At 67.8% G+C, this 14020-nt stretch carries 5 protein-coding genes; 1 reads left to right on the top strand and 4 read right to left on the bottom strand.

Going from position 1 to position 14020, the window contains the following annotated elements; genetic code table 11:
* Positions 1 to 225 precede the first annotated feature (225 nt).
* Positions 226 to 5592 carry a LamG-like jellyroll fold domain-containing protein gene (locus ACQPZF_RS16900; RefSeq protein WP_433272634.1) on the top strand — a complete coding sequence of 1789 codons (5367 nt, stop codon included), beginning with the start codon at positions 226 to 228 and terminating at the stop codon, positions 5590 to 5592.
* Between the two features lie 142 nt (positions 5593 to 5734).
* Here the strand turns inward: ACQPZF_RS16900 and ACQPZF_RS16895 are convergent, their stop codons facing one another.
* The 4 genes from ACQPZF_RS16895 to ACQPZF_RS16880 all read right to left on the bottom strand — a co-directional run bounded on the left by ACQPZF_RS16895 (position 5735) and on the right by ACQPZF_RS16880 (position 13694).
* Entirely contained in the window at positions 5735 to 7270 is a 1536-nt protein-coding gene (locus ACQPZF_RS16895; RefSeq protein ID WP_433272632.1) for an ISL3 family transposase, read from the bottom strand.
* Positions 7271 to 7352: 82 nt separating this feature from the next.
* Positions 7353 to 10181, bottom strand: coding sequence for a DEAD/DEAH box helicase (locus ACQPZF_RS16890; RefSeq protein WP_433272630.1), 2829 nt, complete (start codon positions 10179 to 10181; stop codon positions 7353 to 7355).
* On the bottom strand, positions 10156 to 11478 hold the full coding sequence (locus ACQPZF_RS16885) for an ATP-binding protein (RefSeq protein ID WP_433272627.1): 1323 nt from the start codon (positions 11476 to 11478) through the stop codon (positions 10156 to 10158). Before ACQPZF_RS16885 ends, ACQPZF_RS16890 begins: the two co-directional genes overlap by 26 nt.
* Complete coding sequence (locus tag ACQPZF_RS16880) at positions 11475 to 13694, bottom strand: TerB N-terminal domain-containing protein (RefSeq protein ID WP_433274581.1); 2220 nt, start codon at positions 13692 to 13694, stop codon at positions 11475 to 11477. The genes ACQPZF_RS16885 and ACQPZF_RS16880 overlap by 4 nt, the downstream gene beginning before the upstream one ends.
* Positions 13695 to 14020: the final 326 nt, after the last annotated feature.

Genomic DNA, 14020 nt, shown 5'->3' with positions numbered 1-14020 from the left:
TCACGAAGACGGCCGAACCTTGATCGAAGCGGGGTCACCGTTACACACAGACCCTGTGGTCCTAGTCACACTTCAAGTGTCTATCCGCAGGTGGGCGCGGCTGGCTAGGGTCCGCTCCGGCCCGGATTGGGCCCGTCGCGGAACCGTCCGGGGGGACTCGTGCGTCAAAGATCGTCTGGCTTCGTCACGCGCAGACCGGCATCGCTGAGTGCGCTGATCGCCGGTGTGCTAGTCCTACAGACCCTGGTGGGATTCGAGCCCACAGCGGTCGCAGCACCGGAACCCGCACCGCCGGCCCGTGCGGACCTCCACACGCCCGGAGAGAAGACCGCGCTGACCGAGGCGCAGCGCACCGGGGAGCCGGTGCCGGTGGCGGACAGGCTCACCGAGGCCAGCACGGTGCTGGCCAACCCGGACGGCACGTTCACCCTGCGGTCGCACGTGAAACCCGTGCGCACCAACAAGAACGGCACCTGGCAGGACATCGACACCGACCTCGTGCGCGCCGCGGACGGCACACTGGCGCCCACCGCGACCCCGCTGGACGTGTCGTTCTCCGCAGGCGGCACCTCACCGCTGGTCACCATGCGCGAGGGCGACAAGACCTTCACGCTGAGCTGGCCGACCCCGCTGCCCGAACCGGTGGTGAACGGACCCAGCGCCACCTACCCGGAACTGCTTCCCGGCGTCGACCTCCAACTGGCCGCCAACAGCACCGGCTACTCCGAAGTCCTCGTGGTCAAGAACGAACAGGCCGCCGCGAACCCGGCGCTGTCGTCGTTCAAGCTCCACGCCGCCACCACCGGCCTGGACCTGACCAACACAGGCGACGTTCTCAGCGCCACCGACGACGCCGGGCGGGTCGTGTTCCAGGGCTCGACCCCGATCATGTGGGACTCCACCAAGGACGCCAAACGAGGGCCCGACCCGACCGCCACAGACCCCGGCAGCGGCAAAGTGTCCACACTGGACCTCACCGCCACGACCGTCGACACCGGCCCGTCGACCACGGCAGAGCTGACGATCACCCCCGACGCCGAGGCGTTGCGCGGCCAGGACGTGGAGTACCCGGTCTACATCGACCCGGTGATGTCACGCAACCACGACGCGTGGGTCGAGGTCACCAGCAACGACAGGGTCTACTGGAACGTGAACATGGACGCCCAGGTCGGCCTGTGCGGCAACTGGAATGGCTGCAACGGGAGCTGGGTCGCCAGGTCGTATTTCCGATTCCCCACCGGCGAACTCCAACACCGCAACGGCAACAAAGCCACAATCTTCAGCGCCAAACTCTATGCGCTGCAGAAGCATGGCACGTCGTGCTCCACCCCGTACCCTGTCGCCGTCCACCAGACCAACACCATCGACGAAACCACCCGATGGCCAGGGGCGCCCGGCTTCGAAGTCGACAGAGAGGAGTCCAAGGCGGGAGTCGACTGCGGTGGCGCAGGCGGTGTCGAGTTCGACGTCCACTCCAGCCTCAACAACGTCGCCGACTGGAACTCCCCGTCGCTGTCCCTGGGCCTGATCTCGCCCGACGAGAACAACCGTGACCTGTGGAAGAAGTTCGCCAACGACCCGTACCTGGACGTGGCCTTCGCGTTCCGGCCGAACCCTGCCACCGCGACCGCCGTGGGCAACGCGGTCACCTGCGGCGGCAGGATCGTCACCCCCGACGCCCACCCGACCCTGTACGCGACGGCCACCGACAACAACGACCCGCCGCTCAACATCGGGCTCTACTACCAAGTCTGGACCAGCGACGGCACCACCCTGAAGGCCGACTCCGGCAGCACGCCCACCGTCATCGCCTCCGGCACACAAGGCCAGTGGGCCACCAACAACAGCCTGCCCAACGGCGACTACTACACCACGGTCGCGGCCAGGAACCAGTTCCCCGGCGACCCGGGCCGAAACCTGTGGGCCGACCGCTGGTCCTGGTTCCTGTGGTTCACCGCCCGCACCGCACCCATCACCGCCACACCGACCATCACCAGCAATGACTACCCCGTCGGTGACTGGGGGCGCCCCCAGAGCCAGCCGGGCACGTTCTCCTTCGATGCCCAGGGCGCGGCGGACATCGTCGGCTTCACCTACACCTTCAACGGCGCAGGCACCGAGCGCGTCCCGAACACCGCCGACTGCGACTACAACCAGACCTTCCCCGGCGGCGGCTGGGTCGCCAACACCGACGGCAAAGCCACCATCACCCTGCCCACGAACATGAGCCCCGGCTACCACACCCTGCACGTCCGCAGCTTCGACGACGCCCACAAGCTCTCCCCCGAATCCACGGCCTACCGCTTCTACGTCGCACCCACTCTCGTCGCGCCCGCACCCACCCAACGCATCGAAGCCGAAACCCTGGCCGGCACCGGCTGGGGACTGACCACCGCGATCACCACCGACCCGGCGCTGTCCGGCGGCCAATACCTCACCGCCACCACGCCGGTCAACGGCACCACCCTCAAGCTGCCGTTCACCGTGCCCACCACCGGCGACTACAACCTCGACATCGGCCTGGTCGACCACACCGCACTCCCCGACCGTACCGAATTCACACTCGACGGCGCGGAAGTGAGCAGCGCATTCCCCGGCGGCACCAACGCACCGCCGAAGGGCATCGACAAGCAACTCGCCGGAGTCCAGCTCTCCGCAGGACAACACGAACTCGGCATCAAGATCACCAAGAAGGCCGGCTCCACCGCGACCCAGTTCCGCACCGGGGTGGACTACATCGACCTGTCCCCCACCGTGAAACTCGACGCCGAGACACTACCCATCGCCAACGCCGACAAACCGCTCACCCACTGGCCCGGCCCCCAACCCGACTGGAACAGCGACGCGATGCGCCGCTTCGAAGCCGACAACACCAACCAGGCCTTCACCCTCAAGTTCACCACCCCCATCGAAGCCGACTACGCCATCGGCCTCGGCCTGCTCAAGAACAACAACCGCGCCAAGTTCACCGTCAGCGTCGACGACAAACCGATCGGCCAGACCGACACCACCCCGATCGACGGCTACCACCCGACGCTGATCACCACCCACGTCGGCCTCGGCGGCGCCCACCTGGGCGCGGGCGAACACCGGATCACCTTCCGCACCGTGGACTCCAACCCCGACTCCATCGCGCCCCACCACATCATCGGCATGGACTACCTCACCATCCAACCGATCAACAACGTCACCACCGCGAGCTTCACCGACGCGTTGAACAACAAGGGAATCAGCAACGACGGCGCCACGGTCGGCGATCTGGACTTCCAGCACAACTCGTTGTCCGCCCAAACCCTCGCCGCAGCGGGCCTCGCACCAGGCAACACCGTCACGATCAACGGCGCGGTGTTCACCATGCCCACCCCGAACCCGACCACCGGCAACGACAACGTCGTGGCCACCGGCCAGACCATCCCCTTCCCCGCCGCCCAACAGATCAGGGCCAACGCCATCGGCCTGCTCGCCGTCAGCACCTGCGGTACCACCGCACCCCGCTCCGGCACCATCACCTACACCGACGGCACCACGGACAACCCGCTGTTCCCCGAACTCCGCGACTGGGTCTGGGTACCGAAGGACACCGCGGGGATGACGCTGCCCTACCGCAACGCATCACTCGCACAAGAACGCGACCTCCAGCCGGTGATCACGCCGATCTTCGTACCGGCCAACCCCACCAAGACCGTCAAGTCGATCACCCTGCCCAACTACGGCACCGCGTTCCTCCGCGCCACCTGCGACCCGGCGGCAGCACTGCACGTGCTGTCCATGGCACCCCGCCCCGTCGACACCGGCTGGGTCGGCACCTGGTCCGCACCCTCCGACGCCGCCGTCGTCCCACCCGGCGGCCACGGGTTCGCCAACAAAACCCTGCGCACCGTCCTACGGCCCACCGTGACCGGCGGCCAGGCACGGGTGAAACTCTCCAACGCGTTGAACACCGCCCCGGTCACCATCAGCGCGGCCACCATCGCCGCCCAGACCGGCACCGATTCGGCAATCGCCACACCCACAACGCTGAAGTTCAACGGCAACGACTCGATCACCCTGCCCGCCGGCGGCGAAGCCCACAGCGACCCGGTCGCATACCCCACCGGAGGCAACGGCAACCTCGTCGTGAGCCTGCACCTCCCGACCGCGACCGCGCTCGCCCCCGTCCACGCAGACGCCACCGCACCGACCTTCCTGGCCAACGGCAACACCGTCGCCAACACCGACGGAACCCCGTTCACCACCACACTCAACGGCAGCTACTTCGTCACCGGCGTCGAGGCGTCCACGACCGAACCCGGCCACGGCACCATCGTCGTCCTCGGCGACCACCTCACCGCCACCGCACCCCCCGGCACCACCCAACGCAACACCTGGGTCGACGAACTGCCCGCCAAACTCGCCGCCACCGGCTACACCATCCCCGGCGGCATCGTCAACGCCAGCCGCAGCGGCATCCCCGACACCGCACGCTGGCGGATGAACGACGGCACCGGCACCACCGCACACGACTCCGCCGGAAACAACCATGCCACCGCCCACGGCGGCGTCACCTGGAACACCACCGACCCCACCCGGCGCTCCGCCGTCCTCAACGGCACAAACGGCCACTTCACCGCCAACAAAGCCATCGACACCAGCAAAAACTTCAGCGTCACCGCCTGGACCAAACTCCAGTCCACCAACGGCTGGCAAACCCTGCTCAGCCAGGACGGCACCACCTACAACGCCTTCTACCTCCAGTACTCCCCCGCCCACCAGCGCTGGGCCCTGTCCGTCATCTCCGCCGACTCAGCCCAATCCACCACCTGGCGCGTCCTGTCCGACCACGCACCAGAACTCAACGTCTGGACCCACCTCGCCGCGACCTACGACGCCGGCACCCAGACCATCCGCCTCTACATCAACGGCAACCTCGAAGACACCGCCACCGGCGTCACCCTCTTCCCCACCAACGGGCCCTTCACCATCGGCCGCGCCAAATTCGCCGGCAACCCCACCGACTACTACAACGGCTCAGTCGCCGACGTCCGCGTCCACCAACGCACCCTCAGCGCCGGCGACATCAAACTCAGCCACCGCCAACAAAACTCCGGCCCATACCTCAACACCGGTGTCCTCACCGCCGCCAACGCCACCACCGACCTCCACCGCACCGCCCTCGCCTCACCCAACCTCCGCTCACTGCTCATCGCCGCAGGAGCCTCCGACATCCTCAGTGGGGCATCAGCAGGCGAGATCAGCAACAATCTCCTCAACCTGATCAGCACCAACAGCCCGGCCGGACTCAAGCGACACAACCGTCCCGACGGCACGCTCGTACACGTCATCCTCACCACCGTGCCACCACTCGGCCTCGACGCAGGCGACCCGCGCGAAACCCAACGACGCGCCCTCAACAACGCCCTGCTGGCCGACCCACTCAGCCACGGAGCCGACTACATCGTCGACTACGACGCAGCAGTACGAGACACCACAAACCCCAACCAACTCGCACCCCAATACCTCACCAACGGTGTCCCCAACACCGCCTATCACAACCAGATCGCCCAAAACCTCGCCGACGCCATCAACGACTTCCCACCCCGAGCCGAACTCTAGAAACGACCCGGTGGGGGCGGCGCGACGCCGCCCCCACCGACAACCAACCCGGCCACCAGGCACACACCGACCGCCATACCGCACCACGGGGTCTGTCAAACGAGGGCTCTGTCCCGTAGTCGGTGGTGACGGTGAGCATCTGTCAGGGCAGGAGGATACGGTGGCGGAGAAGGTCGAATCCGGCGCGTCCGTGCATCTGTCTCATCATCCTTGTGGTGCGTGTGTTGACGCCTTCGGTGCGGCCATTGTGGTAGGGCAGGGTGAGAGCAGCGTCCACAGCGGACCTGTCGATCTCGAAACCGTTGGTGAGACTGCGTAGATGCGGTAGATCGACGGCGCGGGCCGCCGCGATCCAGTCGGTGGGCTTCACGTCGTTGCCCACGGCCGGTGTGAGCAGGGCGGCGAAGCCGCGTGTCAGGTTGGCGAGTGCAGTCATCTCCGGGCAGGCTGCGGCGATCTTTTCGAGCAGGCTTGTGTCTTTCGGGCGTAGGTTGTCGGGGTTGGTGAGCAGGAGTCGGCTGGCGTGACGGGAAGTGGTGACGGGGCGGTCGCCTTCGGCTCGACCCTGGTTGAGGTAGCGCACCAGTAGGTTGGCGCTGCCGGTGTAGCCCATTTCCCGGATCTCTGCGAGCAGGTGGGTGACAGGGACCGCGGGATCGGCCGCGCGGCGGGCGCGCAGATGATCGCGGTAGGGGTCGACGAGGGTCGGGCGGTAGGTGGGGGCGATGCGCAGGGTCTGGGGTTCGGGCATGCGGGCGTGGCGTTTGACCGTGTTCAGGGCCACGCCGAGGCGGCGTGGGCAGTCGAGTAGACCGATGCCTTGGCCGAGCAGCTTGTGGATCTTGTTCCAGCGTTCGCGGGTGGTTTGCTCGTGAACGCCGCCTGGACGGGATGGGTTGACGGTGGCCCGGCACCCGGTGTGCGCGCGGACTTCGAGCAGAACCTTGTCGCAGAGTTTTCGCCAGAGGTGCCAGCGGTCGCTGACCTGTACTGCGTCGGGCAGGGCGCGGCGGACGGCCTCGGCGTAGGCGGCCGAACCGTCCCGGCACACGACCTCGACACCGGGATGTTCGCGCAGCCGGGATTCCAGGGTGGCCGCGTCGCGGCCGGGCAGGACCGCGACACGTCGGCCGGTCTCGACGTCGATGATGATCGTGGCGTAGCGGTGGCGTCGGCGCAGGGCGAAATCGTCCACGCCGATCACCCGCGGGACCGACTGCGCGGGCAGCGGCAGACGCCGTAGACGACGTAACGCGGTGCTGCGGGACACGGGCATGGAGAGAACGCCGGCCAGATGTGCAGCCGCCCGACCGCACAACTCCTGCGCCACTTCGGATACCTGCCTGACGAGCCGCACCGTGCGGCGCTGGTGGCGTTCCAGCACTCCGGGAACCTGTTCCCGGAAGGTCTGCCGCGGGCAACTCCGAGCCGGGCAGACCAGCCGCCGCACACGCAGGTGCACGACGACCTGGCGGCCGTCGACCGGCACGTCGGTCACCGTCCGGCGGTGATATCCGTGCACCTTCGCCGTCGCGGTTCCGCACACAGGACACGGCACGGCCCCATCCCGAGTGCGGGCCGCAACCACCACCATGCCGCCACTGTCCGCCACGTCCTCAACGACCAACGCCGACAGTCCGGAAAACACCGTCCCTACAAGGGAATCGACATCCAACACAAGATCATGATCACCAACGACTACTCCACGTCACCACCGACTACGTGACAGAGCCACTCGATTGACAGACCCGCTCAGGGACCTACGAGGTGCTGCGCTCGGACGCAGTGACGAGCTTTCGCACATCGTGGGGCGTGTGGGTCAGGTAGTGCCGCAGTAGGTCGGCGGTGGCCCTGGCGTCGGCGAGGGCTCGGTGGGCCGTGCCCTGAGTGGTGCATATGCCGATCGCGGTGACGCAGTCGTGCAGTTTGCGACGACCCGCCTGGTGGACGTGGTCGTCGAGCTTCATCGTGCACAGCGCCGCGCTCAACGTAAGCGGGGTGTTGGTACGGGCGAACTCCGCGTTCAGGAAGTTCAAGTCGAACGAGGCGTTGTGGGCTACGACGACGGCGTCATCCAGGTGAGCGGCGAGGGTGGGTGCTATGTCGGCGAACGCGGGAGCGCCCGCCACGTCGTGCTCGGTAATGCCGTGAACCCTGGAGGCGGCGAGTGGACGTTGAGGGTTGACCAGTGCGCTCCACTCGCCCAGGACGGTGCCATCGTGGGCGACGCGGATGACCGCTACCTCGATGACCCTATCGTTGCCCCAGGCGGCGAAGCCGGTGGTTTCGACGTCCACGACCGCGTAGGCGGTCGGGGTGGCGACGAGAGGTGGCGGAATGGAAGGGATTCCGGTGATGACGTCGACGTCGTGCTCGGGCAGCCGGTCGACCAGGTCGGCCAGCGTGGCACGGGCCCCTGCCATGTCGAGGCACCCAGCGCCGTAGCCGCGGGTGCGCAACGGCTTGCCAAGGTGGACGTCGTGCTTCTCCACGACGGTGTCGGGCAGTGCGGCGGCGATGTCCTCGGCGGTGGTGTCGTCCTCCAGGAACAGTTGCTGGAGAACCACACGCAGTTGGGCCGGTGTGCACTCGGGCACGGTGAAGGCAACACCGTCCCGGACCGCCGGCACACCCGCACGGGTCAACCAGGCCGTCAGGGTGTTGAGGATGCGATCGCCGCGCCAAGGGAAGACGATGGTGTCGTTGCCCTTGGCCAGCGCGGGGTTTCGGGTGAGTTCGAAGCGGCGGTAGGCCGCGCGGCCTTCGTCGAGGAGGCGTTGGGCGGTGGCGTCGAGGTAGGCGGGGACGTTGTCGGCTTCGTACCAGACGCGCATCCGGCGGCGGACTTCGTCATGGATCTCGGCACGACCGCCGGCGAACTTGGGTGCCCGTCCGCCGTGTGAGGGCTCCACTTGGATCAGGGCCGCCTGGTCGTCCACGGAGACGATCTTCCAGCGCCTGCCCGCGAAGATGACGAGCGAACCGACTTCGGTGGGTGTTGTCACGTGCAGCACGCCAAGGGTGCGGGAGCCGTGCACCAGCCGGTACTCCTGCTTCTCCGCGAAGACCGCATAGAACGAGTAGTGGTTGACGATCCGCTCTCCCACGCTGCCGAGCAGCAGCAGGCCGTCGGGTTCCTGCTGGACGAGTTCGGCTTGGCCGAGGTCGCGCAGCAGGGTGGCGAAGGTCGTCTTGTCGACGTGCGCGAACGATCCGGAGAGGCACAGCGCTTGGAACAGCTCGACCGGGTGGGCGCCTTGGTGCTGGCCGATGACGGACATGATCTGCTGGATGAGCGTGGACAGGTGCAGCGAGGATGTGTCCGCGGGCTCGTACCAGCGCTCGGACAGCAGGCTCATCATCGCCACGGCCTGGAACAGCTCCGCCCGCAGCTCGTCCTGGGGCGCGATGTTGGCGTCGATCTTCTGAGCGGTCACATACATGCGCAGCTCGGCGGGCTCGCCACGACGTCCGGATCGGCCGATGCGCTGGCGCAGGCTTGCCACCGAGGGCGGCGCCCCAACCTGGGCGACCGAGGTGAGGGTGCCGATGTCGATGCCCATCTCCAGCGTGGAGGTGCACAGCACGGTGACGGGCCGGTTGCTCTTGAGCAGGTCTTCGACGTGCTCGCGCACGTCTTTGGCGAGGCTGCCGTGGTGGGGGAAGAACTCGTTGGGCACGGCGCGTTCCTCGCTGCGCCGACGCAGCCGGTCGGCGTACAGCTCGACGTCGCCGCGCCGGTCGAAGAACACGAGGTTGTTGCCGCCGCGCAGGGTGGTGAACACGTGTTCGCTGATCCGCTCGACGGAGGTGCCCTCGTCGGATTCCTCGTCCTGGGTGGTGGGTGCCTCGTGGACGTACCCGCGGATTATGGCGCTGATTTCCCCGCTCTGGTGCGAGGCCATTAGGAGGTGGACATTCTGGCCGTTTCCGGGGCGCAGGTAGTCGCGCGCCGACTCCATGCTGCCCAGGGTGGCCGACAGCCCGATGCGGGGGATGCGACGCCGGGTTGCCAGCTCGACGCGGTGCAGCAAGGACTGGAGCTGTGCGCCGCGCTCGGTGCCCATGAACGAGTGCATCTCGTCGATCACGACCCACCGCAGGGCGCGCAGCAACCAGCCGATCTCCATGCCGCGCAGGACGAACATCGCCTCCAGCGACTCCGGCGTGATCAGCAGGATGCCGTCGGGTTTGTTGAGGACCTTGGCCTTGGCCGATCCGGGCACGTCGCCGTGCCAGCGATGTACCGGCAGGTCGAGTTCCTCGCACAGCTCGTCGAGGCGGCGGTGCTGATCGTTGATCAGCGCCTTGAGCGGTGACACGTAGAGCACCCGGATGCCGCCGTCGTCCACCTCGTCGAGCAGGGCGGAGCAGATCGGCAGGAACGCTGCCTCCGTCTTGCCCGACGCGGTGGCCGCCGAGACGATCACGTCCTCGGTCCCCTTGAGCACCAAGGGGATTGCCTGCTCCTGCGCGTCGTTGAGCTTCGGCCACCCCTGCCGGTGGATCCAGCGCTGGACCTTGTGGTGAAGCCGGAAGAACTGCGAGGACCCTGGCGGGGCGTCAGAGGCGGAAGGTGGCCAGCTCATCGTCCACTCTCGACTCGTCCTGCGCTGCCGACTCCAGTGGTTCGAGGTCGGGGTTGCGCTCCGCCTCGAACCGCACGCCGCCGACGAGCTGTTCCCACGGTTGGCCGGGGTTGTGCTCCAACACCGACAGCAGGTTGAGGAACTCTCGGATCGTGGTGCGCGGGGTGCGGAAGTAGGCGTCACCGATGTTCTGCGAGCAGTGGTGCATGAACGCGTGCAACGCCTCGTCGGGCACGAGGTACTGCTGCGGGTCGCCCGAGGCGTGCACGTGGCGCAGCTTCGCGAGCAGGATGTAGAAGTCCTCCTGGGTGAGGTTGGTCAGCCGCAGCACCGGGCCGGAGTGGTCCACCAGGCCGTTGGCGGCGAAGGCGTTCTCCGCCAGGCGGGACTGCAACGCCTCGTAGGAGTACAGGCCGCGGCGGGTGTCCATGAGGAACTCCGGCGTGCCGCCGAACAGGAAGCCCACGTGGGTGCTGATGCCCTGGAGGCTGTCGTTGACGATGCGCAGGATCTGCTCGTAGTTGGCGGAACGGGCCTGCGAGGAGGTCAGCTTGTAGAGGTTGACCATCTCGTCCAGGCACACCAGCAGGCCGCTGTAGCCGGCCATGCGCACGAAGCGCGACAGCAGCTTGAGCTGGTCGTAGAAGCTCGCGTCGTCCACGATCGTGCGCACGCCGAGCGCGGCGCGGGCCTCGGTCTTGGTGGTGAACTCGCCGCGCAGCCAGCGCACCGAGTCGATCTTGAGCTGTTCGTTGCCGGTGTCGTGGCCACGCCAGTACGCCTCCACAACAGCGCCGAAGTCGTAGCCGCCGACCAGCTCGGACAGCTCGGCCATGCGCTGCCGGATCACGTTCTCCGGTGACGTGCCCCGCTCACGAGCGGTGGTGAGCGCCTGGGAGACGAACCGCTCGACGATGCCCGCCAGCGCGCCGCCGTCCGGCTTGGCCGAGGTCGAGGTGTTGCGGGCCAGTTCGGCGTAGAGGCTGCGGGCCTGGCCGCCAGTGGCGTGCAGGCGACGGTCGGGCGCGAGGTCGGCGTGCATCGTGACCAGGCGCTTCTTCAGCGCGGCGGCGCGGATGAGGTTCAGGAAGAACGTCTTGCCCGAGCCGTACTCGCCGATGACGAAGCGTGCCGTGGAGCCGCCGTCTGCGACGCTGTCGAGGTCGCGCAGCAGCGACTCGACCTCGCGCGCACGCCCGACCTGGACGTGCTGCTGGCCCGAGCGGGGCACGACGCCGGCCCGGAGCGACTGGATGATCGCGTCGCGGTCTCGGGGCCGGATGCGCGTGTCGTTCATGCGAGCAGTTCTCCCATTGCGTAGTCGTTGATCACGAACTGGTCGCCGTCGTCCTCGACGACCGGTTCGTCGGCGGCCTCGACCGCCGCTTCGTTGAGCACGTCCAGCGCGCCCTCGGGCAGCAGACCTGCCTCGGCGCAGAGGGCGTCGAAGTCGGCACGGCTCCAGGACGATCGTGTGGCCAGTTCCCGCAGCAGGGTCGAGTGGGCTGCGTCGAGGGAACCGACGAGATCCACCGCGACAACAGGTGCGGGTGGCCGTGGTGCAGATTCTTCAGGCTCGTCGAAGACGTCGGCGAGCAGCGCGGCTACGGCGGCGCTTTCCCGCATCTTGGCCTCCACCAGGGCGGGGTCGAGGCGCACGGCGCCGACCGGTGGCTCCGGCTTCGGCGGTGGCGGGATGAGGTAGCCGGTCGGGCCGGTGTCCGCGGGCACGACGACCACAGGATCGGTGGCCGGTGCGGGACGGGTGGACGCGGCGGTGAGGGCGTGCAGTTCGGTGTACACCGAGTCCGGCTCCTGCCCCAGCAGCTTGTATATCTTGCGCAGCGTGTCGACCTCGCCCGGCGAGACGACACCGTCCACGGCCGCGATCGCGGTGGCGAACTCGGCGACGTGAGCGCGTTGCGCGTCGGTCAGGCCACCCAGGCGCTTGGTGAGCCCGGTCAGCTTGAGCTTCGAGGCCAGCAGCCAGTCCAAGTGGGCGGTCAACCTGATCCGCTCCCCCGGCGTCAGGTGCAGGCTCGACTCCAGATGGGAGACCAGGTGGTCCCGTTCGGCGGTAGACACATCGTCATCGGCCGCGGAGACCACGGCGGCGAGGTGCAGCAGCGTCGTGGCGGCGGTGTACTCGGGCGTCGCGGTCGCGGACTGCGCGGCGGTGATGCGGAACAGCACGGCAGGCCCCGCGCTCTGCACCGGACCGCCCAAGCGCACGTCGGGCTCGACGCCGACGCCGAACTTGTCCAGCAGTTGCGCCAGTCCGACCACGTCGGCCTTGGCGAACTTCCCCGACGCCTTGGCGGGCCAGAGGGCAACCAGGTCCGACATTTCGAACCTGGCTCTGGGCACGTCGGCGGGCAACGTCCGCTCGACCAGTTCGCGCACCGGCCGCAGGCCCGCCAAGTCACTCGTGAACAGCTCGTCCGGCAGCAGCGCCAGCGCGGGCAACGTGCCCGTGGCTTCCGGTTGCCGACCGATCAAGCGGCTGTAAGCGTCCAGGTCGTTCGCGCAGGACTCGACCAAGGCCTTGAGCGCCTTCGTCGGTGCAGCGGCGGTGAGCACGTCGGACACGTCCGAGTGCCACGTTGTCGAGGTCAGACCACCGCTGGCGGGGCGGTAGGAGAGTTCCACCCGGCTCTTCAGCGGGCGGACCCGGAGGCCATCGGCGTAGCGGGTCTGGTAGCGGGTGGTGAACAGCGCGCGGAACTCGTCGGGGCACCGCGTCGCGGGCGTTCGCGGATAGATCTCGGGGTGAAGCATGGCCCACGACCACGCCCAGTCCACAGGTACCGGACGCCCCTCGGCGGCGAAGCGGCCGATGCCGAAGCGCAGGGTGAGCGGCGGGGGCCACTTGTCGTGTTCGGCCGGGTCTGGCGGGGGTCCTTCTCCCCTCGAGATGAGCGCGCGAAGGACCTGTTGTAAGGCGGTCGCGTACTGGCGGAACGACGAGTTTCCGCCGTAGACCGTCAGCAGTCGCGCGACCTCGCCCAGGATATGCGGCACGTCGGCCCGCGCGGCCGGGTCCTGCTGCGCATCGACCAGCGCCCGGCGTTCCAGGCCGTAGAAGTACAGGAACACGTAGCCGATGTAGGCGTCCGGCGCCCACCTGCCGCCCTCCAGCCACAGCAGGTACGCGGCCCGGCTGCGAGGCGTGATCGAGTGGTAAGCGGGCCAGTAATCCATGTCCCGACCGGTGAAGTCGGGCTTGCGCCAGTCGATCGGCAGGGTCGGGTCGATCACCTCGACGTTCCGACCGGGTACCGCGTCACCCCGGGACAACTTCCCGATGTAGAGCATCCCGCCGAGCAGCGACCGGCCGGCCACGGATGATGTAGCACCGGCCTGTACCCAAGTCGGGGCGGACACCGAGGGCTGACGACGCGGTACCGGCTGCGGACGGGAAGGCGGTGGTGGACCGGTCCGGGTCGAATGCGGCACGGGCACCGGTGGCGGCACGGGTGCTGCCGGCGGCGGCGCGGGTCGCGGTGGCGGCATGACAGCGGGCTTGCCCTCGAATAGCTGCCGCACTCGGCCCAACAGCCCCACTCGGCCCCCTTAGCTCGCGCGGTGTGCACACGGACGGTCGTTCTAATCGGTGACAGCGGCTACGTCGCGTCAGTTCGACCCAGCGTTAGCGACCGAATGGGTGAATTACTCCGGTGACACTTTCGCCTTGTCGCAGCAACGAGCCAATACGCGAGTGTTACTCGCCCAATCGTGTGGATGGTCGATGTAGCGCTGCCGTGAAGGGCTGCGATGTGCGAGCCATGATCCCTTTACATGATCGCCACCTGGTCCCGCTGCCCGCGATCCACACGAAA

Origin of the sequence: Actinosynnema sp. CS-041913, from assembly GCF_050942485.1 — a bacterium.
Classification (GTDB): domain Bacteria; phylum Actinomycetota; class Actinomycetes; order Mycobacteriales; family Pseudonocardiaceae; genus Actinosynnema.
This window is presented reverse-complemented; position numbering and strand designations above follow the sequence as displayed.

What these genes read in the sequence shown, in the direction of transcription:
- ACQPZF_RS16890 (WP_433272630.1), bottom strand. Translation starts at nt 10,181, where the DNA reads ATGAGCTGGCCACCTTCCGCCTCTGACGCCCCGCCAGGGTCCTCGCAG.
- ACQPZF_RS16885 (WP_433272627.1), bottom strand. Translation starts at nt 11,478, where the DNA reads ATGAACGACACGCGCATCCGGCCCCGAGACCGCGACGCGATCATCCAG.
- ACQPZF_RS16880 (WP_433274581.1), bottom strand. Translation starts at nt 13,694, where the DNA reads ATGCCGCCACCGCGACCCGCGCCGCCGCCGGCAGCACCCGTGCCGCCA.